The sequence below is a fragment of the Streptomyces sp. NPDC001920 genome, assembly GCF_053594495.1.
Genome location: NZ_JBSFEP010000004.1, coordinates 426,252 through 445,661 on the forward strand (window position 1 = coordinate 426,252; position 19,410 = coordinate 445,661).

Below are 19,410 nucleotides of genomic sequence, written 5' to 3' on the forward strand. Positions count from 1 at the left end.
GTAGTGTTCCACGGCCTCAATTCCCGTAACAGGTAGGGGTATCCGCTCTTGGCGCGACTCTCATATCTTGCTTTTGACAGGCTACGCCTGACAGCGCCCCGCGCGCCGCGTCGGCCGTGCGACCCCGCAGGAGAGGAACCCACGTGGAACCCGCAGCGAAGCCCACCGCCCGAGCCGCCAGCGCATTTTCCGTGGCCACGCGCAAGGAAGAGGCCATGTGGCTGCTGGAGCGGCTCGTTCCCGAAAGCGCGGCCAACAATCTGGCGCTGGCATTCCAGGTCGACGGCAAGCTGGACGCTCCGGCTCTGCACAAGGCCCTCACAATCCTGCTCAACCGCTATGAGGTTCTCCGTACCGTCTATTTCGCGACCGGTGCCGAGCTCGTGAAGAACGTCGTGCCGGCCGACGAGTTCTCCGTCGGAATATCCGAGTTCGACGATTTCTCCGCGGCGCCCGAGGAGATGGACCGGGCGCTGCGGCCGTTCGTCACCCGGCGCTTCGTCCTCGACGGACGCCCGCTGGTCCGCGCAGGCCTGTTCCACCACCCCGACGGCGATGTCGTCTGCCTGGCGTTCCACCATCTCGTCTACGACATCATCTCCGGCACCGTCCTCCTCGAAGAGCTGCTGACCGCCTACGAGGCGGCAGTGGCCGGCCGGCCCCCGGCCGGGGAGTTGCTGACCGTGGTCCCCGCCTTCCACGAGCCGGAGCCGTCGCCGGCGAGCCTCGACTTCTGGCGCGGCCGGATGGCGGACTTCGACCCGTCCTCCCTCGACCTGTGGTGCACCGCGCCGGACGCGGCGGACCCGACGCTGAAGGGCGATCAGATCACCCATTCCCTGTCCCCCGAGGCGGTGGCCGTCGTGAAACGGCTGCCCCTTCAGGTGCGGGCACCGGAGGCCGTCGTGCTGCTCGCGGCGTTCGATCTGCTCCTCGCGGCGCACGGAGCCGGTCCCGACATCACCGTCGGCTCCCCGGTGAGCGTGCGCCCCAGGGAGGCCCCCCGCACCGTCGGTCACCACACCAACGTCCTGCCCCTGCGGGTCCTCGTCGACCCGGCCGACAGCTTCCGCACGCTGGTGCGCAAAGCCCGCGACACTTACTTCGCCGCGCTGTCCCACGCTGACGTGCCGGTCGACAGTGTCTCCGAGTTGGTCCCGCGCGCCGGGGCATCCTGGCGGAACAGGCTCTGCCGTCATCTGTTCAACTACTTCCCTCAGTTGGGCAAGGCGGAGTTCGAGGTGTCCGGCCAGCGGGCCCGGCCGGTGGTCGTCGAGAGCGGCTACAGCAAGTTCGACCTGGAGTTCTTCGTCGCGTCCTCGGCCGACGCCGTCCGGATCACCGCCCGCTACTCCACGGAGAAGCTGGACGAGGACGGCGTACGGGCGCTCCTGCTGCGCTACGAGGCCCTGCTGCTGTCCTTCGGCGAGGACGTGGACCGGCCGACCGGGGGCCTGCGGATCTGGAACGACCAGGACCGGGCGGTCATCGAGGCGGCGAACGACACGGCCCGCGCCTTCGATCCTCCGAACGTCGTGGAGGCCGTACGCCGGCATGCCCTCGACACCCCGGACGCGGTGGCGGTTCGACAGGGCGATGTCTATGTGACGTACGGCAGGCTGTGGCACTCGGCCCTGCGCGTGCGCGACCTGCTCGCCACGTCCGGGGTCGGCGCCGGGGACGTCGTCGCGCTCGCCGCGGCGCGCAGCGCGTCCCTGACCGCCGCCGTGCTCGGCACCTGGCTGGCGGGGGCCGCGTATCTGCCGGTGGACCCGGAGCATCCCGCGCACCGCGTGGCGTATCTGCTCTCGGATTCCGGTGCGAAGGTCGTGCTGACCGACCGCGACCTGCCGGGGCCGGTTGACGAGGACGTGGTCACACTGGCGCTGCCGCCGGTTGCCGAGGCCGCCGCACACCTGCCCGAGATCGACGTGCCGAGCCGGATCGACCCCGGCTCCCCGGCTTACCTCATCTACACCTCTGGGTCGACCGGGCGGCCCAAGGGCGCCGTCATCCCGCATCGCGCCGTCTCGAACATCGCGGCCGACTACACCGTGCGGCTGCGTGCCACCGCGAGCGACGCGACGCTGTGGATGACCACGTTCGCCTTCGACATGGCCAACCTGGAGCACTACGTCCCGCTCTACTCGGGCGGCCACATCGTGGTCGCACCGGACGAGGCGCGCACCGACGGTGCGGTGCTGCGGGAGTTGATAGAACGCCATGACCCGGGCATCGTCCAGGCCACGCCGACGACCATGCGGCTCGTCCTGGACCAGGTGGCCGACCGCCTCGCGGGGCGCCGGGTGGTCATCGGCGCGGAGCCCGTGCCCGTTCCGCTCGCCGAGCGGCTGCTCGCCACGGGTTGCGAGGTGCACCACGCCTACGGTCCGACCGAGACCACGACCTGGTGCACCTGGGGAGTACTGCCCGCTCGGCTGGACGGCCGGCTGGACATCGGCGTACCGATCTGGAACACCCGCGTCATGGTCATGGGGCCGGACGGCAGGGAGCTGCCCATCGGTGTCAGCGGCGAGGTGTGCATCGCGGGGGACGGTGTCGCTCTCGGCTACCACGGCCGGCCCGACCTGAACGCCGAACGGTTCGGGGAGCACCCCGTGCACGGCCGCTATTACCGCTCCGGCGACCTGGGCCGGTGGCGCCCGGACGGCACCCTGGAGCTGTTCGGGCGGGCGGACCGGCAGGTCAAGCTGCGCGGCAACCGCATCGAACTGGGGGAGGTCGAGGCGACGTTGGCGGCCCGACCCGGCGTCAGGGCCGTCGCCGCAGTGGTGGTCGGGGACCGCAGCGCCGACGGCCGTCTCGTGGCGTTCGTCGAGGCGGCCGCGGACGGCCGGGACATCACCGATGAGCTGTGGGAACACGCGCGCTCGGAGCTGCCGCGCTCGGCGATCCCGCAGGACTTCGTCGTCCTGGAGTCACTGCCGACCACTGCCAACGAGAAGGTCGACTACCCCGCGCTCGAAGCGCTGGCCACCGGCCGGGCGGGCACCAAAGCGGCCCCCGGGCGGGGTGCGGAGCAGGGCGCGGAGCGGGCAGTGGACGCGGAGCCCGGCGAGGAGGCCGACGAGCTGATACGGACGTTGATGGGGCTCTGGCAGCAGTTGCTCGGCCGGGACGAGGTGGCACCCGAGTCCAACTTCTTCACCAGCGGCGGGCATTCGCTGCTCGGCGCCCAGTTGGTGCAGCGGATCGAGGAGGCGGTCGGTGTGCCCCTGAAACTCGGCGATCTGTTCGCCGCGCCGACACCGGTGGCACTCGCGGCTCACATCCGCTCCGCCGGGGACAGCTGATCGCGTAAGAACTCGCACGACTGATCGCACGGAAGTACGCGCGAGGCACGTACGGGGCGTGTAAGGGAAAGCATGAGAAGAAAGCCGCTCGGGACGGTCACGGGACCGTCCCGAGCGGCGTCGCACACCCCTCACCTCATGCGGAGCCGGTGCGGGTCAGGGCCTGCAGCGAGGTCGCCAGGGTGTCGGCCACCTCCGGTCCGTGCTGGTCCAGGTAGAAGTGACCGCCGGGGAAGACCCGGAGGTCGAACTCCCGCGACGTGTGGTCCCCCCAGGCCGCCGCCTCGTCGACCGTGGTGTGCGGATCGGTGTCCCCGACCAGCATCGTGACGGGGCAGTCGAGCCGCACGCCGGGGGTGCGGGGGTGGGTCTCGACGGCCTGGTAGTCGCCGCGGACGGCGGGGAGGATCGAGGCGAGCAGGTGCTCGTCGTCGAGCCAGACCGGATCGGTGCCGCCGGCCTCGGTCAGCTCCCGTACGAGACCGGCGTCGTCTCTCAGGTGTACGGTGCCGCCACGCAGCCGGGACGGGGCCGGGTACCCGGACGCGAACAGCCGGGCCGGGGGGTTTCCACGGTCCTGGAACCGGCGAGCCACCTCGAAGGCGACGATCGAGCCCATGCTGTGCCCGAAGAAGGCCAAGGGGCGGTCGTCCCACCCGGCCAGCGCGGCGAAGGCACGGTCGGCGAGCTCGGCGAGAGTCTCGACGCACCCCTCCGCGAACCGGTCCTGCCGGCCCGGATACTGCAGGGCGACCGTGTCCACGGCGGGCACGAGAGTCTCGGAGAGCGAGTAGAAGTAGCTGGCGGCGCCGCCCGCGTGGGGGAAGCACACCAGTCTCACCGCCGCGCTGTCGAACGGGTGGAAGCGGCGGACCCACTCCCCTGCGGGGTTCCCTGATGCCGTCATGCGCTGAACTCCTCCTCGTGTGCCGGTGTCGGGCCGCGGCCGGTCCGGAAGCGGTTGATGGCGTCGATGTGCTTGGCGCGCGTCTCCTCGTCGCGTACGCCCAGGCCCTCCTCGGGGGCGAGGCAGAGCACGCCGACCTTGCCCTGGTGGAGGTTGCGGTGCACGTCGTACGCCGCCTGACCGGTCTCCTCCAGCGGGTAGACCTTCGACAGCGTCGGGTGGATCTTCCCCTTGACGACGAGCCGGTTGGCCTCCCAGGCCTCGCGGTAGTTGGCGAAGTGCGAGCCGACGACCCGCTTCAGGGACATCCACAGGTAGCGGTTGTCGTACTCGTGCATGTAGCCCGAGGTCGAGGCGCAGGTGGTGATGGTGCCGCCCTTGCGCGTGACGAACACGCTCGCGCCGAAGGTCTCGCGGCCCGGGTGCTCGAAGACGATGTCGACGTCCTCACCACCCGTCAGTTCGCGGATACGCTTGCCGAAGCGCTTCCACTCCCTGGGGTCCTGGGTGTTCTCGTCCTTCCAGAACTTGTAGCCCTCGGCGCCGCGGTCGATGACCGCCTCGGCGCCCATCGAGCGACAGATCTCCGCCTTGCGCTCACTCGACACCACACAGATGGGGTTGGCGCCGCCCGCCAGCACCAACTGGGTCGCGTAGCTGCCGAGTCCGCCGCTCGCGCCCCAGACGAGGACGTTGTCGCCCTGCTTCATACCGGCGCCGTTGCGGGAGACAAGCTGGCGGTAGGCCGTGGAGTTCACCAGACCGGGCGCTGCGGCCTCCTCCCAGCTCAGGTGCGCGGGCTTCGGCATCAGCTGGTTGGACTTCACCAGCGCGATCTCCGCCAGGCCGCCGAAGTTCGTCTCGAAGCCCCAGATGCGCTGCTCGGGGTCGAGCATGGTGTCGCCGTGGCCGTCCGACGCCTCCAACTCGACCGACAGACAGTGCGCGACGACCTCATCGCCCGGCTTCCAGGCGTTCACCCCGGGGCCGGTGCGCAGGACCACCCCCGCCAGATCGGAGCCGAGGACGTGGTAGGGCAGGTCGTGCCGCGCGGCCAGCGGCGACAGCCTGCCGTACCGCTCCAGGAAGCCGAACGTCGGCAGCGGCTCGAAGATCGACGACCACACCGTGTTGTAGTTGACGGAGCTCGCCATGACCGCGATGAGCGCCTCGCCCATCCCGGGCTCGGGCGTGGGCACGTCCTGGACGTGGAGCGACTTGCGCGGGTCCTTGTCGCGGGACGGAGTGCCCTCGAACATCCCGACGTCCTCCTTCTGGACGACGTTCGCGCGGTAGGACTCGGGCAGCGGCAGCGCGGTGAAGTCGTCCGAGACCGCGTCACCGGAGAGGACGGCGCTGATGATCTCTTGCATTCGGTTCCCCAACGTTGGGTCGTGGCGTCCCTGCGTCGGACGCCGGTGAGTAGGTGGGCCACGGCAGAACCCCTACGTTCGCCTGGGGTTCTTCGGACTCGGGGGGACTGGGGGATCTAGGGGTTTTCGCCCACGGAGCGGGGCTGAGACCCTGCTGTGACGATGTGCAACCCTGCTCGGTGCGAGGAGATCCGCTGATGGAAGTTGTCGGGAAAGGCTTCCTGGCCCACAACCTGGAGCCGGTCATCGACCGCCATCCTCGCGCCACGGTGCTGGCGGCGGGTGTGTCCACCACGGTGGCCGATTCCCCGGTGCAGTTCCGGCGTGAGGCGGAGCTGCTGCGCGAGCAGGCCGAGCGGTGCCGCCGGGCAGGCCGGCTGCTCGTGTTCCTGTCGAGCGCGTCGCACGCCATGTACGGCAGCCCTGACACGGCCGCGGACGAGACCTACGCGGTGACTCCCTCGTCCCCTTACGGACGGCACAAGCTGGCCATGGAGCAGGAGCTCAGCGAGAGCGGAACGGACTGGCTGACACTGCGGCTGAGCCACACGGTCGGTCCGGGCCAGCGGGGGCACCAGTTGCTGACCTCGCTCATGCGCCAGATCCGCTCCGGCCGGGTCCAGCTGTTCCGCGGTGTGCACCGCGATCTGATCGACGTCCGTGACGTGGTGGCTGCCCTGGACGGCCTGTTGGCGGCGGGGATTCGCAACGAGATCGTCAACGTCGCCTCCGGGACCGCGTATCGGATCGAGGACATCGTGGACGGCGTGGAGGCCAGGCTCGGCTGTGCCGCCACCCGGGAGATCGTCGAGGTGCCGTTCAACCGGACCGTGGTCTCGGTGGAGAAGCTGCGCCGGCTGGTGCCCGCGGCGTGCCCGCCCGGCGGTCTGCCGTACCTGAACGTGCTGCTCGACCGGTACGTCACGGAACGGCAGACGCCGCCGTCAGAACCTGGACAGCACGTCGCGCAGGGCGTCGATGACCCGGTCCTGAGCCGCCTCGGGCAGGGTGGGGTACATCGGTAGGGAGAAGATCTCGTCCGCGAGCCGCTCGGTGACGGGCAGGTCCCCCTTGGCGTAGCCGAGGTGCTCGAAGCCCGTCATCGTGTGCACGGGCCACGGGTAGCTGATGTTCAGCGCGATGTCGTGCTTCTTCAACTCCTCGATGATCGTGTCCCGCCGGGGGTGGCGGACCACGTAGAGGTAGTAGACGTGTTCGTTGCCCTCGGTCACCTCGGGCAGGAGCAGCCCGCCCGGCCCGGCGAGGTCCGCGAGGCCCTCGGCGTAGCGTCGGGCCACCCGGCGGCGGCCTTCGATGTAGCGGTCGAGCCGGCCGAGTTTGCGACGCAGGATCTCGGCCTGGACCTCGTCCAGGCGGGCGTTGTGGCCCGGGGTGCGGACGACGTAGTACACCTCCTCCATGCCGTAGTAGCGCAACTGCCGCATCGCGTGGTCGGTTTCTGCGTCGGAGGTGATGACGGCGCCGCCGTCCCCGTAGGCACCGAGGACCTTGGTCGGATAGAAGGAGAATGCGGCGGCGTCGCCCATGGAGCCGGCGATCCGGCCGTCGCGGCGGGCGCCGTGGGCCTGGGCGCAGTCCTCCAGGAGCTTCAGGCCGTGCTCGTCGGCGAGCCGCCGCAGCGGCGCCATGTCGACGCACTGACCGTAGAGGTGCACCGGCAGCAGTGCCTTGGTACGGGCCGTGATCGCCTCGGCGACGCACTCGGTGTCCATGAGGAAGTCCTCCTCACGGACGTCGACGAAGACCGGTGTCGCCCCGGTGCCGCTGATGGCGACCACGGTCGGCGCCGCGGTGTTGGAGACGGTGACGACTTCGTCGCCCGGTCCGACGCCGAGGGCCTCCAGGCCCAGCTTGAGAGCGTTGGTGCCGTTGTCCACGCCTGTGCAGTACGGGACGCCATGGTAGGCGGCGAATTCCCGTTCGAATCCCTCGACGCTCTGACCGAGAATGAGCTGACCGGAGGAGAACACCGTTTCCACGGCGTCGATAATATCGCTCCGCTCTTCGTCGTATTCAGCCAGGTAATCCCATATGCGAATGGCCACGGAGGCTCCTCACGATTCGAGTCCCGGATGGGTGTCGCACGGTTCTTCGGCACCATACCGTTGAAAGAGACGTAAGTGCCAGATACCGCGGGAATGAGCCACGCGGCAGCGGGCTCCGCCGACAGTACACGCTCGGACCTGCCAGGTCTCGCCCTGCGAATGCGGGTTTAGCCGCGCTTCGTCCGCCTTTTAGCGACCGCTGGTGCCGTGGTGTACGACACCGGCGAATTTGGAGCGGCGATGCGCGTACTTTTTATTCCAGCTGCCGTACCCAGCCATCTCTTTCCGATGGTTCCGCTGGCCTGGGCCTTTCGCAGCGCCGGCCACGACGTGTACATCGCGGGTCAACCACCCGTGGTGGATTCCATTGTCCGGGCGGGACTGAACGCCATTCCGGTGGGCGCTTCCTACGACCTGATGGCCAATATCACCGCGGCGGGGGAAGCGGTGCGGCGGGAGACCGGGGAGGGACCCACCGCTTCCGGTGACGTCTCGGCGATGTCCCCGGAGGCGTTCCGCCGGTATGCGGAGCTACGGGTCGAGCCCCATGTCCGGACGGCGTTCGCGATGGTCGACGAACTCGTCACGTTCGTCCGCGCCTGGCGTCCCGACCTCGTGGTGTCGGATCCGATCACCATGGTGGCACCCCTGGTGGCGGCGGTGGCGGGCGCACCCCTGGTTCACCACCTGTGGGGACCGCAGCCGGCCACGCTGACCGATTTCCCGGGCTACGGTGCGGACCCGGAGAACTGGCCGGGACAACTGCGCGAGCTCTACGGCCGGTTCGCAGTGGAACCGGCCGCCCACCACGGTGTCGGCACGGTGGACCCCGGTCCCCCGAGCCTCCAGCCGGCCCGGGTGCCCGGTCGTCTCGCAGCCCGGTATCTGCCGTTCAACGGCTCGGCCCCGGTGCCGGACTGGCTACGGGTACCGGCCGACCGGCCGCGGGTGTGCCTGTCGTGGCTGACGCTGAACACGGTGTCCCATGAGCCCGGCGCCGCCCATCCGCTCACTCCGCTGATCACCTCGCTCTCAGAGCTGGGCGTGGAGACGGTGGTGGCCGTGCGCGCCGCCGACCGCGAGGGAATCGGGCCCGTGCCCGACGGCGTACGGGTGGTGGTGGACCTGCCGTTGAACGCGGTCCTGCCGACCTGCGCCGTCGCGGTGAACCACGGCGGGACGGGCACCACGCTGACTGCGGCCTACTACGGCGTACCGCAGGTCGTCGTCCCGTACAACCCCGGTCTGACGTTCAACGCGCGGCTCCTGACCGGGGCGGGTGCCGCCGTGACTCTGCCGGCCGATCCGATCGACGCCGACGACGTGGCGGCGGCCGTCTCGTCACTGCTCGGCGACTCGCCCGTCCGCAAGGCCGCGGCGGAGCTGCAGGCGGAGAACCTCGCCCAGCCCACTCCCGCCCAGGTCCTGAAGAGCATCGAGGAGCTTGTGTGAACAACGAGGTCAGCGCCCGAGGGAAGCTCCTGCTGGAGGACCCGGACAGCACCGTCATCCCCTTCAACCGGGCGTATGTGACGGGTGCCGAGACGACGCACATGGAAGCCGCCCTGGCGAGCGGAACGCTGGAGGGGGACGGTCCCTTCACCGCACGTGCCACCGCGGTGCTCACCAGGATGATCGGCGCCGCCGCCACCTTGCTGACCACGTCGTGCTCGCACGCGCTGGACATGACGGCGCTGCTGCTCGACCTGCGGGCCGGCGACGAGGTCGTCATGCCGTCGTTCACCTTCCCCTCGACGGCCAACGCGTACGCGCTGCGCGGCGCGGTGCCGGTCTTCGTCGACTGCCGCCCGGACACGCTCAATCTCGACGAGCGGCTCGTGGAGGCGGCGATCACGGAGCGGACCAAGGCCATCGTGATCGTCCATTACGCGGGGGTCGCCTGCGAGATGGACGCCATCATGAAGATCGCAGAGCGCCATGGCCTGATGGTGATCGAGGACAACGCCCATGGTCTGGGCGGGAGTTACCGCGGCACTCCACTCGGCGCGTTCGGGGCGCTGGCGACGCAGAGCTTCCACTCGACCAAGAACGCTCACTGCGGCGAAGGCGGCGCCCTGGTGATCAACCAGGTGGACCTGGTCGAGCGGGCGGAGATCATCCGCGAGAAGGGCACCAACCGCACTCAGTACTACCGGGGCACGATCGACAAGTACCACTGGGTCGATCTGGGTTCGAGCTATCTGCCGTCCGAACTGCTCGCCGCCTTCCTCACCGCGCAGTTGGAGAACTTCGACACGATCCAGGTGCGCCGGCTTCAGGTGTGGGACGCGTATCAGGAGCGGCTGGCGGAATGGGCCTCCGCAACCGGTTTCGGCCGGCCGGCGGTGCCACAGGGGTGTGTGCATCCGGCTCATCTGTACTACCTGCTGGCGCCGGACCCGGTGGTGCGCGGCACGTTCCAGCGGCATCTGGCGGAGCGTGGGGTACAGGCGACCCCGCATTACCAGCCGCTGCACAGCGCGCCCGCCGGACTGCGGTACGGGCGTACGGCGCCGGGAGGGTGCCCGGTCACCGAGCGTGTGGCCGATCAGGTGATCCGGCTTCCGCTGTACACCGGGCTCAGTGAGGCCGACGTGGACCGGATCGTCGCGGCGGTCACGTCGTTCCGGACCGGGGCCTGAGACCGCGGGGATCCGCCGTGCGCTGTCCCGGCGACAAGGGTCAGCGCACCGCGTAGTCTCCGAGCCCGGCTTCGAGGATCGCGAAGGCCCGTTCGGCGTTGGCGACGGCGTCGGCGTGGATGGCGTCGGGGGGCTCCCCGGCGACCAGCCGGCGCCAGTTCTCCCCGACGACGGCATGGATGGCGCCCATGACCGCGGCCGCCACCACATGGGGGGTCATGTCGTCCGGTCCGGCGCCGGTTTCGGCGGCAAGGGTCTCGGCGAGGTCCAGCTCGTTCTTGCGCTCGAGGAGCATGGTCCGGCCGGTCAGGGCGGCGCTGCCGCGGACGACCCGCATGAAGTCGAGACCCTCCGGGCTGAGGCCGACGTGCGACTCGCGCCGGTCCAGTTCGGCGATGAACTCCCGACGCAGGGCCGAGAGCGCGGACTCCCCGGGGGCGCGCTCGCGCACCGGCCGTCCCGGGTCCTTCATCCGCTCCGCCATCGGCACCATGACCAGGTCTTCCTTGGTCGGGAAGTAGTTGAAGACGGTGACCTTGGAGACATTGGCGGCATCGGCGACCTGGGCGACGGAGACCTGGTCGAACCCCTTGGCCACGAAGAGCTCCATGGCGGCTCGGAAGATCGCGAACCGCGTCTCCTGCTTCTTCCTCTCCCGCAGCCCCAGAACGGGGGCGGGCGCAGCACCCTCAGTCATGGCCCCAGCTTACCATGCGCTTGACCTCGGTAAATTTTTGCACTTGATAAATAGATTTTCCACGGCTAAGTTTTCTTCATGACGCTGACGCAGATGAGACTGGCGACGATCGGCGCGGTCATCGCGATGATCCTGGGAATCGTCGACACGAACGTGGTGGCGACGGCCGTGTGGCCGATAGCCAAGAGCCTTGACCCCGACCACGGCCTCGAGTCCTTCCCCTGGGTGATCACCGCGTACGGACTGGCCGCCACGGTCACCCAGCCGCTCTACGGGAAGCTGTGCGACATGTACGGCCCCAAGCGGATCTACCTCTTCTCGCTGGCCACGTTCCTGACCGGGTCCGCCCTGTGCGGACTGGCCCAGAGCATGGGCGAGTTGGTGGCGTACCGGGCTGTCCAGGGCGTCGGCGGCGGTGGCCTGATGGGCGTCACGCTCATCATGGTGATGAGCATCTGGCCGCCCAAGGAGACGGCCGAGGGAGGCTCCACCGGAGGCGCCGGCGTCGGCATGGGCGGCGTGATGGTCGGCGTCGGCGTGGTCGTCGGACCACTGACCGGTGGATTCATCGCCGACCAGTTCTCCTGGCGCTGGATCTTCTACATCAACGTGCCGCTGGGCCTGATCTCCTGGGTGCTGGTCGCCACCTGTCTGCGTCTGCCGGAGCGGCGCGGCTCGGAGCGGATCGACTTCCTCGGCGCGGGCCTGATCGCCGGCGCGGCAGGTGCGCTGCTGCTGCTGACCGAGTGGGGCGGTCACCAGTACGCCTGGGGGTCGCCCGTCATCCTGCTGCTCGGTGCCACCGGGCTGGCGCTGCTGATCGCATTCCTCCTGCGGCAGGGGCTCGTACGGCAGGGAGTGTGGTCCCGGTTCACCGCGCCCGAGCCGATCTTCCCGCTCACCCTGTTCCGCAACCGGGTCTTCCGGGTGGCGAGCCCGCAGGAGTTCTTCGCCGGCATGGTCATCATCGGTGCCGTCGTCTATGTGTCGCTCTACCTCCAGACGGCACGTGACGTGCGTGCCGCCGAGGCGGGGCTCTACCTGCTGCCGATGGCCGTCGGCATGACGGTGTCCGGGATCGTCTCCGGCCGTGTGGTGCAAAAACCCGGCCGGTTCCGGAAGGTCATGGTCAGCGGCATGACCATGGTGACGGTGTCCATGGGACTGCTGAGCCTGCTGCGGGCCGACACCTCCGCTTGGCTGCTCAACGGCTCCCTGCTGCTCCTGGGCGCGGGCCTCGGACAGGTGCTGGGCCTTGCCCTGGTGGCCGTACAACTCACCGCGCCTGAGGAGCAGATGGGCGTGGCGATCACCTCGGTGCGGTTCAGCCAGATGCTGGGCGGCGCCATCGGCACAGCCATCCTCGGCACGGTCCTCGCCCGCTCGTACGCCTCGCACCTGCCCGACGCGCTCAAGGACGCGCAGGGCGGCGAGCCGAGCGCCGCCCGGATCCAGGAACTGCCGGCGGACGTCCAGCCCCGGGTGGTCGACGCACTGGTGGCGGCCACCAACACGGTGTTCCTGGTCGGGGCGGGGATCGCGGCGCTCACGCTCGCCATCACGTACTTCTTCCTGCCGGAGCCCACGCCCAGCGAGCGGACCCCGGCGGCCGACCCCGCCCCGGCCGCCTGAAACGGCGAGGCCGCCACTCCCCCGCTCGCGGCGCCTGGCTCGCACGGGCCCGGCGCCGCGAGCCGTTCCGCCAGGGGCGGTGCCGACCTGACCGGCCGGTGTCCAGCCGTTGTTCGAGCTTGGGTCTACCTCGGTGTGTCGCCCGAGTCCGCCTGGCGGCGCTCGGCGCACGGCGTCCGGTCGAACTCGCTGGGCGCGACGGTACCCGCCCCGAGCGGGCGGTTCGCAAGAGCCATCAGAAGACCCTCCGCTTGGAGCTCGGGACCGCGGTGCACATCCGTGCCGGGCTCACACAACATCAAGGCTCCACCCTGGTCGTCGACGATGTCGTACACCCACTGGGATTCCGTCCAGCACGTCCGCGAAACCCGACGGGGCATCCGCGGTAGCCGGTACGCCGAACTCGACTGCGGGCACATGGCCGTGTTCGAGCGCGAACCGAAGTGGTGCGTCTCGTGGCGGACTTCATCGACCGGTGACGCCCGCAGGACCGGCGCCCGGGGCGCCGGGCGAGCGCGGGCACCGGTCCTGCGGGCGGGACGATGCCGCGCCTCCGCAAGGCGCCTCCCGCCGACCTGAGATGGCGCCTGCCGACCTGCGGTCCGATCACGCTTCCCGGCCGAGCGGCGGCAGCCGGTCGCGGAGCACCCGGAGTGCTTCGTCAGCTGAGCGCACGCCGGCGCGTCGCCTGCCACAGCGAACTTCGGAAGCCGTGCCCGTTCTTGCGCCCGAGCACGCCGCTCCGGACGAGGCCCTCAAGCAGCTGGGGCGGGGCGAAGTCAGGCTGCCGGAACTCCGCGTACAGCCGCCGCAGTATCAGCAGGGACACGTCGAGCCCGATGGTGTCCAGCAGAGCGAACGGGCCCAAGGGATAGCCGTACCCCAGTTCCAGCGCGGCGTCCGTCTCCTCGATGTCCGCGTCGGCGCTCTCCACCAGGCGTACGGCATCCCCCAGGTAGGGGAACAGCAGGAAGTTCACGATGAAGCCCGCCCGGTCGTCGCAGTCCACAACCGTCTTGCGCAGGGACCTGCAGAGGCCGTGCACCGTGGCAAGGGTCTCCGCGGTCGTCTCCTCGGTGCGGACGACCTCGACCAGTCTCATGGCCGGAGCAGGGTTGAAGAAGTGCATCCCCACGACTTGGGACGCGCGTCCTGAGGCCTGCGCGCAGGGGGTGACGGGCAGGCTGGAGGTCACCGTGGCCAGGACGGCATCGGTCTTGCAGACCTCTCCCAGCCGGCGGAACAGGCCGAGCTTGACGTCCAGGTCCTCCACCACCGCCTCGATCACGAGATCACAGTCCGAGAGCACCGCGACCTGCTCGGCAGGCTCCAGGCGCCCCAGCGCCGCCGCCCTGTCCTGCGGGGACACCCGACCTCGCCGTACCTTCCGGGTCAGCGAGTCCGCCACCGACGAGACGACCCGGTCGGCCCTCAACCGGTCGCGCGCCACGACGATCGTCGGATACCCGGCGACAGCCATCACCTCCGCGATGCCCGTCGCCATCGTGCCGGAACCCAGGATCCCCACGCGCCCCACGGGCCGCGCGTCACCGACGGCGCTCGCCTCCCCGTGCCCGGCCACGAGGTCGCCCGTCTGGTCGTACCTGTGGAAGCCCTGACCCGACTTCCGGCCCAGACGGCCGGATGCGAGGAGGTCGGACAGGACGGCCGCCGGCATGAAACAGGCACGGCCCGTACGCTCATGTTCAGCCGTCAGCACGGCGTGTGCCGTGTCGATCCCGACCCGGTCCAGGAACTCCAGGGGCCCCGACGGAAGTCCGCAGCCCAGCCTCATGGCGGTATCGATGCTGCCAGGCGTGGCGTAGCCGCTCTCGTACAGCATCGCCGCCCGGTTGAGGAAGGCGTACACCAGTTGGTCTGCGTGCCCGCCCGGGCGGGTGCCGACCGCCACCCGTCGCACTCCCGCCTCGTCCAGCAGCTTCTCGACGGTGGCCACGGCGTCGTCCGAGACCACCGCGGTACGGACGACTTCGACCGTGCCGCCGGGCGGGACGGGGGCCGTCAAGCGCAGTCCCAGTGTCCTGGCGGGGCGGCCGCATTCGGCCGCCAGGGCAAGGACGTGGGGTGCCGTCGCCGTGGTCACCAGGATCGTGTCCGCGGCGCACACCGTGTGCAGTCCGCGGAGCACGGAGCTCTTGGCGTCGTCGGGCACGGCTTCGACGACCAGTTCCGCGTGCGCGAGGTCGGCGATGTCATGGCTCAGGGTGATGTCGGCCGCGGTCCCGTCGTCGTTCCGGAGGCGTCGTGCGACCCGGTGCAGGACGGCGCGGTCCGTGTCGACCCCGACCACTCCGCGCCCTGTCCCGGCCAGCAGCCGGAGGAGGGATTCGCCGCAGCTGCCCAGGCCGATGACCCCCACGGCGGAGGCCGGCCGTGTCTGCTCGGTCATGAGCGGCGCCTTCCCACCGGGTACCTCGTCTCCCTCGGGTCCGCCGAACACGGCGGGACCGGATGCAGGGGCCTTGTCATGGTGGTTGCCTCCAGCTGTGGTGGGTCAGTTCTCCGGCCGTCCGGACAACAGCGACGCCACCAGGCTCAGATCGACGTTGCCGCCGGTGAGCATGACTCCGATGTCGCTCGTCGGCCGGTCGGCCGCGACGCGCAGTGCGGCCGCGAGCGCGGTCGCGGCCGCGGGCTCGATGAGCAGCCGGGTGTGGGACAGCGCCAGGCACATGGCGTCCGCGATGGCCGGCTCGGCCACCGTGATCACCTCGGAGACCGTCGTGCGGGCCATGTCGAAGGGCAGTTGCCCGATCCGGTCGGGGCGCAGGCCGTCGGCGATCGTCGCCTCGGCGGGGACGGTGACCGGGTGTCCGGCGCGCAGAGCCTGCGTCAGCGCGGGCACCGACGCCGGTTCGGCGGCGATCACCTCCACGCCCAGGCCGTCCACCGCGAGGCAGGCACCCGCCACGGCGCTTCCGCCGCCGACCGGCAGCACCACCGCTTCCAGGCGCCCGCCCTCGGCCGCCACCTGGGTGAGGAACTCGGCGGTGGCCGTGCCCTGTCCCGCCACGACGTGCGGATTCTGGTACGGGTCGATGATGTCGAGGCCGCGGGCTGCGCTCAGTTCACCGACCAGGGCCACGCGCTCGGCCAAGGTCGTGCCTGCCTGGATCACCGTGGCGCCGGCCTCCCGGATCGCGCGCACCTTGGCGGGCGCGGCGTCCCGCGGCAGCACGAGCACGGCCGGCAGGGCGTGGTCGTGAGCGGCCAGCGCTACCGCGATCGCATGGTTGCCGGTGGACTGGGCCACCACGCCGCGGCTCTTGGAGCGGACCAGCTCGTCGAGGGCCACCAGCGCGCCGCGCATCTTGAAGGAGCCGCCGCGCTGCAGGTTCTCCGCCTTCAGCCACAGCCGCGCCCCCGCCCGCCGGTCGAGCTGTTCGCTGCGTACGACGGGGGTCGTCGCGAGCCGGGAGGCGAGCCGCCGCTGGGCGGCGTGGACACCGGCGTGGCTCAGCAGGGGCCGGTCGCCGGATATCGACGCACCGCTCGTCGTGATCCCGGACATGGATCTCTCCTTCTCGCCGCATGATGGCGGAGTGCCCTCGGGGCAGTGGTCCTCCTGGATGGTCCGCACGGCGCCTAAACTCCGGCTAACCCTGGACTTTCGGCTGGTGGAAACGCCACCGGGTCTTCGGGAACAGCGTCCCCCTAGAGGCGCTTTAGCCGCGGCACGGACACTGGTCGCATTCTGGTGGACAGCCCTTTCGACGGGGAAAAGCGCCCTCGCTCCGGCCCGCCTCACCGGCCTTTCCTGGCAGCGAGAGAAATGGTGGCGGAGTCGATGGAATTCGATGTCACGGCGGCGCAGCTCAAGCGCCGCGAAACCATCATGGAAGGTGTGCGGGAGCTGCTTCCCGGTCGGCCGCGCGCCGCGGCCGGCGAGCACTTCACCCGCGAGGAGTGGCGTACGGCGGCCGGGCTGGGGCTCACCGGTCTGTGCCTGCCCGAGGAGTACGGCGGCGGCGGACTCGGCGCCCTGGACACCGCTCTGGCGATGGAGGCGTTCGGCGAGGCCTGCACCGACACCGGACTGGTGTTCGGTGTCGCGGCGCACCTGCTGGCCTGCGCCGTTCCCGTCCGGGACTTCGCCGGCGCGGACGTGCGGGCCGCTCTGCTGCCGGGTCTGGCCGACGGCCGGCTGATCGCGGCGAACGCGATGACGGAGGCCGAGGCCGGCTCGGACGTGGGCACGCTGTCCGTGTCCGCGGTGCGCGACGGCGACGACTACGTGCTGACGGGTGTGAAGAGCTTCGCCAGCAACGCCCCGGTGGCCGATGTGCTGGTGACCTACGCGACGACCGACCCCAAGGCGGGCTTCCTCGGGGTGAGCGCCTTCGCCGTACCGCGCGAGACGCCCGGGATCACCGTGAGCGGCCCGCTGACGAAGATGGGCCTGTGGGGCTGCCCGGCGGGCGAAGTCCGCTTCGACGGGTGCCGGGTGCCCGCACGGTACGTGCTCGGTGAGGAGGGCCAGGGCAGCGGCGTCTTCCAGCACTCGATGGCATGGGAGCGGGCTTGCCTGTTCGCCCTCTACCTGGGCGGTATGGAGCGCCAGTTGGGGCAGTGCGTCGCCCATGCGCGCACCCGGCGCCAGTTCGGACGCCCGATCGGCGAGTTCCAGGCGGTCTCCCACCGGATCGCCGATATGCGGCAGCGGCTGGAGGCTGCGCGGCTGCTGCTGTACCGGGCGTGCTGGCTGATGGACGCGGACCGCTACGACGCGGCGGCGGTGGCGATGTCGAAGGTGGCGGTGTCCGAGGCCGCCGTGGCCAACAGCCTCGACGCGGTGCGGCTCTTCGGCGGCGCGGGCTATCTGGCCGGTGCAGGGATCGAGGCGCAGCTGCGCGACAGCGTCCCGGCGACGATCTTCTCGGGCACGACGGAGATCCAGAAGGTGCTCATCGCGAGAGAGACCGGACTGTGAGCGTGACCGCGGGCCTGCACGACCTGGTCATCGACAGCGCCGCCCGCCACCCCGGCCGCACCGCGGTCTCGGGCCCCGACGGCACCATGACGTATGCCGAACTGGACCGCCGGGCCGACGTCCTGGCCCGGCTGCTCGCCCGGCAGGGCGTCGGGCCGGGCGACCGCGTGGTCCTGTGGGCGGCCAAGTCTGCGGCCGTGGTGGCCGCGATGCAGGCCGTGCTGCGGCTCGGCGCGGCGTATGTGCCGGTCGACGGGAGCACCCCGGTGCGGCGGGCGATGTCCGTCGTACGCGACTGCGCCGCCCGTGTCGTCTGCACGACGGCGGAGGGCGCCGCCCGTCTGGACGGTGAACTCGCCACCGGGGAAGGGCGCGTGGTCCTGATCGACGGGCACGTGGCGGACGACCTCTCCGGGGGAGCCCCGCCGCTGCGGCGGGCGACGGGCGCCGGGGATCTCGCCTACATCCTCTACACCTCGGGGTCCACCGGTGCCCCGAAGGGCGTCTGCGTCAGTCATGGCGCCGCCGGTGCCTTCGTGGACTGGGCGGTGACCGAGCTGGCGGCGTCACCGGCCGACCGCTTCTCCAGCCATGCGCCCTTCACCTTCGACCTGTCGGTGCTCGACCTCTACGCGGCCCTCGCCGTCGGCGCCTCGGTCCACCTGATCCCCGCCGAACTGGCCTACACACCGGACCGGTTGGTGGAATTCGTCCATCACAACGAGATCAGCGTCTGGTATTCCGTGCCGTCCGCGCTCTCGCTGATGATCCGCGGGGGCGGGCTGCTGGACCGGCCCGCGCCGCCGTCGCTGCGCGCCGTGCTCTTCGCCGGGGAGCCGTTCCCCATCACCGGCGTGCGGCAGCTGGCGGGCTGGACCGGGGCGCGGCTGCTCAATCTGTACGGTCCCACCGAGACGAACGTGTGCACGTTCCACGAGATCGGCCCCGCCGATCTGGACCGTGACCGGCCGGCGCCGATCGGGACCGCCTGCTGTGGCGACGCGGTCTGGGCGGTCACCACCGAGGGACGCCGGGTGGGCCCCGGCGAGGAGGGCGAGCTGCTGGTGTCCGGGCCGACCGTGATGTCGGGCTACTGGGGCCGGGAGCCGCAGGAGGGCCCGTACGCCACCGGCGACATCGTCCGGGTGCGGCAGGACGGGTCCTTCGACTACCTGGGCCGCCGCGACCACATGGTCAAGGTGCGCGGCCACCGTGTGGACCTCGGCGACGTGGAAGCCACGCTCGCCGCGCACCCGGACGTCGACGAGGCCGTGGCGGTGGTCGCCGGCACGGGGCTGGACGCCCGGCTGGAGGTCTTCGTCGTACCACGTCGCGGGCGCCCCGCCCCGGGCGTGCTGTCCCTCAAACGGCACGCGGCCGAGCGACTCCCGCCCTACATGGTCGCCGACACCTTCCACTTCGTCGCATGCCTGCCCCGCACCCGCAACGGCAAGGTCGACCGGGCCGCGCTGGCCGGCGATGCGCACACCCCAGCGGAAACCAACCAGGAGAGGGTCCCATGAGTTCCAGCACACGGTCCGAGGTCGACGTCACCGCGCGGCTGATCGCCTTCATCAGGGAGAAGTTCCTGTCCGGCGACCCGAAGGGTGAACTGGACGAGGAGACCCCGCTCCTCGAATACGGTGTCCTCGATTCACTGAAGGTCGCCATTTTGTTGAACTTCATACGGGAGGAACTCGCCGCCGATATTCCGCTGGCGAAAATCAGCGGCGGTAACTTCAAGAACGTGCGGAGCATTTCGGCGCTGGTGTGCAGCACTTCCCCGCTTTAGGTCGCTCCAAGTGGACCCTTAGCCCCACTGGTGAAC

14 protein-coding genes are annotated in these 19,410 nt (G+C 70.4%); 8 read left to right on the forward strand and 6 right to left on the reverse strand.

Annotated elements, in window-relative coordinates; all coding sequences use genetic code 11:
• Positions 1–143 precede the first annotated feature (143 nt).
• Entirely contained in the window at positions 144–3,314 is a 3,171-nt protein-coding gene (locus tag ACWCPI_RS09505) for a non-ribosomal peptide synthetase (protein ID WP_451037556.1), read from the forward strand.
• A 136-nt stretch (positions 3,315–3,450) separates the two neighbouring features.
• Here ACWCPI_RS09505 and ACWCPI_RS09510 read toward each other — a convergent pair whose 3' ends face one another.
• Positions 3,451–4,221, reverse strand: a complete 771-nt coding sequence (locus ACWCPI_RS09510; protein ID WP_451037557.1) for a thioesterase II family protein — start codon at positions 4,219–4,221, stop codon at positions 3,451–3,453.
• Positions 4,218–5,594 carry a crotonyl-CoA carboxylase/reductase gene (ccrA, locus tag ACWCPI_RS09515; protein ID WP_451037558.1) on the reverse strand — a complete coding sequence of 459 codons (1,377 nt, stop codon included), beginning with the start codon at positions 5,592–5,594 and terminating at the stop codon, positions 4,218–4,220. Before ccrA ends, ACWCPI_RS09510 begins: the two co-directional genes overlap by 4 nt.
• Before the next feature lie 197 nt (positions 5,595–5,791).
• Here ccrA and ACWCPI_RS09520 point away from each other — a divergent pair, with 197 nt between their 5' ends.
• Positions 5,792–6,619: an NAD-dependent epimerase/dehydratase family protein gene (locus ACWCPI_RS09520; RefSeq protein ID WP_451037559.1), complete on the forward strand. Its 828-nt coding sequence runs from the start codon at positions 5,792–5,794 to the stop codon at positions 6,617–6,619.
• Here ACWCPI_RS09520 and ACWCPI_RS09525 read toward each other — a convergent pair.
• Positions 6,539–7,660, reverse strand: a complete 1,122-nt coding sequence (locus tag ACWCPI_RS09525) for a DegT/DnrJ/EryC1/StrS family aminotransferase (protein ID WP_451037560.1) — start codon at positions 7,658–7,660, stop codon at positions 6,539–6,541. The two genes, ACWCPI_RS09520 and ACWCPI_RS09525, sit on opposite strands and share 81 nt — an antisense overlap.
• A 207-nt stretch (positions 7,661–7,867) precedes the next feature.
• Here ACWCPI_RS09525 and ACWCPI_RS09530 point away from each other — a divergent pair, with 207 nt between their 5' ends.
• Together ACWCPI_RS09530 and rffA are read left to right on the forward strand one after the other, a co-directional pair.
• Positions 7,868–9,112, forward strand: a complete 1,245-nt coding sequence (locus ACWCPI_RS09530; protein ID WP_451037561.1) for a nucleotide disphospho-sugar-binding domain-containing protein — start codon at positions 7,868–7,870, stop codon at positions 9,110–9,112.
• Complete coding sequence (rffA, locus tag ACWCPI_RS09535; protein ID WP_451037562.1) at positions 9,109–10,302, forward strand: dTDP-4-amino-4,6-dideoxygalactose transaminase; 1,194 nt, start codon at positions 9,109–9,111, stop codon at positions 10,300–10,302. The genes ACWCPI_RS09530 and rffA overlap by 4 nt, the downstream gene beginning before the upstream one ends.
• Before the next feature lie 40 nt (positions 10,303–10,342).
• Here rffA and ACWCPI_RS09540 read toward each other — a convergent pair whose 3' ends face one another.
• Complete coding sequence (locus ACWCPI_RS09540; protein ID WP_451037563.1) at positions 10,343–10,999, reverse strand: TetR/AcrR family transcriptional regulator; 657 nt, start codon at positions 10,997–10,999, stop codon at positions 10,343–10,345.
• A gap of 78 nt (positions 11,000–11,077) precedes the next feature.
• Here ACWCPI_RS09540 and ACWCPI_RS09545 point away from each other — a divergent pair, with 78 nt between their 5' ends.
• Entirely contained in the window at positions 11,078–12,631 is a 1,554-nt protein-coding gene (locus ACWCPI_RS09545; RefSeq protein WP_451037564.1) for an MFS transporter, read from the forward strand.
• A gap of 661 nt (positions 12,632–13,292) precedes the next feature.
• On the opposite strand, the gene ACWCPI_RS09550 is transcribed toward ACWCPI_RS09545, so the two are convergent.
• The gene (locus tag ACWCPI_RS09550; RefSeq protein WP_451037565.1) at positions 13,293–15,041 is read right to left on the reverse strand and encodes a 3-hydroxyacyl-CoA dehydrogenase family protein; all 1,749 of its coding nucleotides are present in this window, start codon (positions 15,039–15,041) and stop codon (positions 13,293–13,295) included.
• A gap of 105 nt (positions 15,042–15,146) precedes the next feature.
• Entirely contained in the window at positions 15,147–16,163 is a 1,017-nt protein-coding gene (locus ACWCPI_RS09555) for a threonine ammonia-lyase (protein ID WP_451037566.1), read from the reverse strand.
• Between the two features lie 276 nt (positions 16,164–16,439).
• Between ACWCPI_RS09555 and ACWCPI_RS09560 the strand changes: the two genes are divergently transcribed.
• Genes ACWCPI_RS09560 through ACWCPI_RS09570 form a run of 3 tightly spaced genes read left to right on the forward strand, consistent with a single transcriptional unit; the run spans position 16,440 to position 19,374 of the window.
• Positions 16,440–17,582 carry an acyl-CoA dehydrogenase family protein gene (locus ACWCPI_RS09560; RefSeq protein ID WP_451037567.1) on the forward strand — a complete coding sequence of 381 codons (1,143 nt, stop codon included), beginning with the start codon at positions 16,440–16,442 and terminating at the stop codon, positions 17,580–17,582.
• Complete coding sequence (locus tag ACWCPI_RS09565; RefSeq protein ID WP_451037568.1) at positions 17,579–19,105, forward strand: amino acid adenylation domain-containing protein; 1,527 nt, start codon at positions 17,579–17,581, stop codon at positions 19,103–19,105. The genes ACWCPI_RS09560 and ACWCPI_RS09565 overlap by 4 nt, the downstream gene beginning before the upstream one ends.
• Positions 19,102–19,374: an acyl carrier protein gene (locus ACWCPI_RS09570; protein WP_451037569.1), complete on the forward strand. Its 273-nt coding sequence runs from the start codon at positions 19,102–19,104 to the stop codon at positions 19,372–19,374. The genes ACWCPI_RS09565 and ACWCPI_RS09570 overlap by 4 nt, the downstream gene beginning before the upstream one ends.
• Positions 19,375–19,410: the final 36 nt, after the last annotated feature.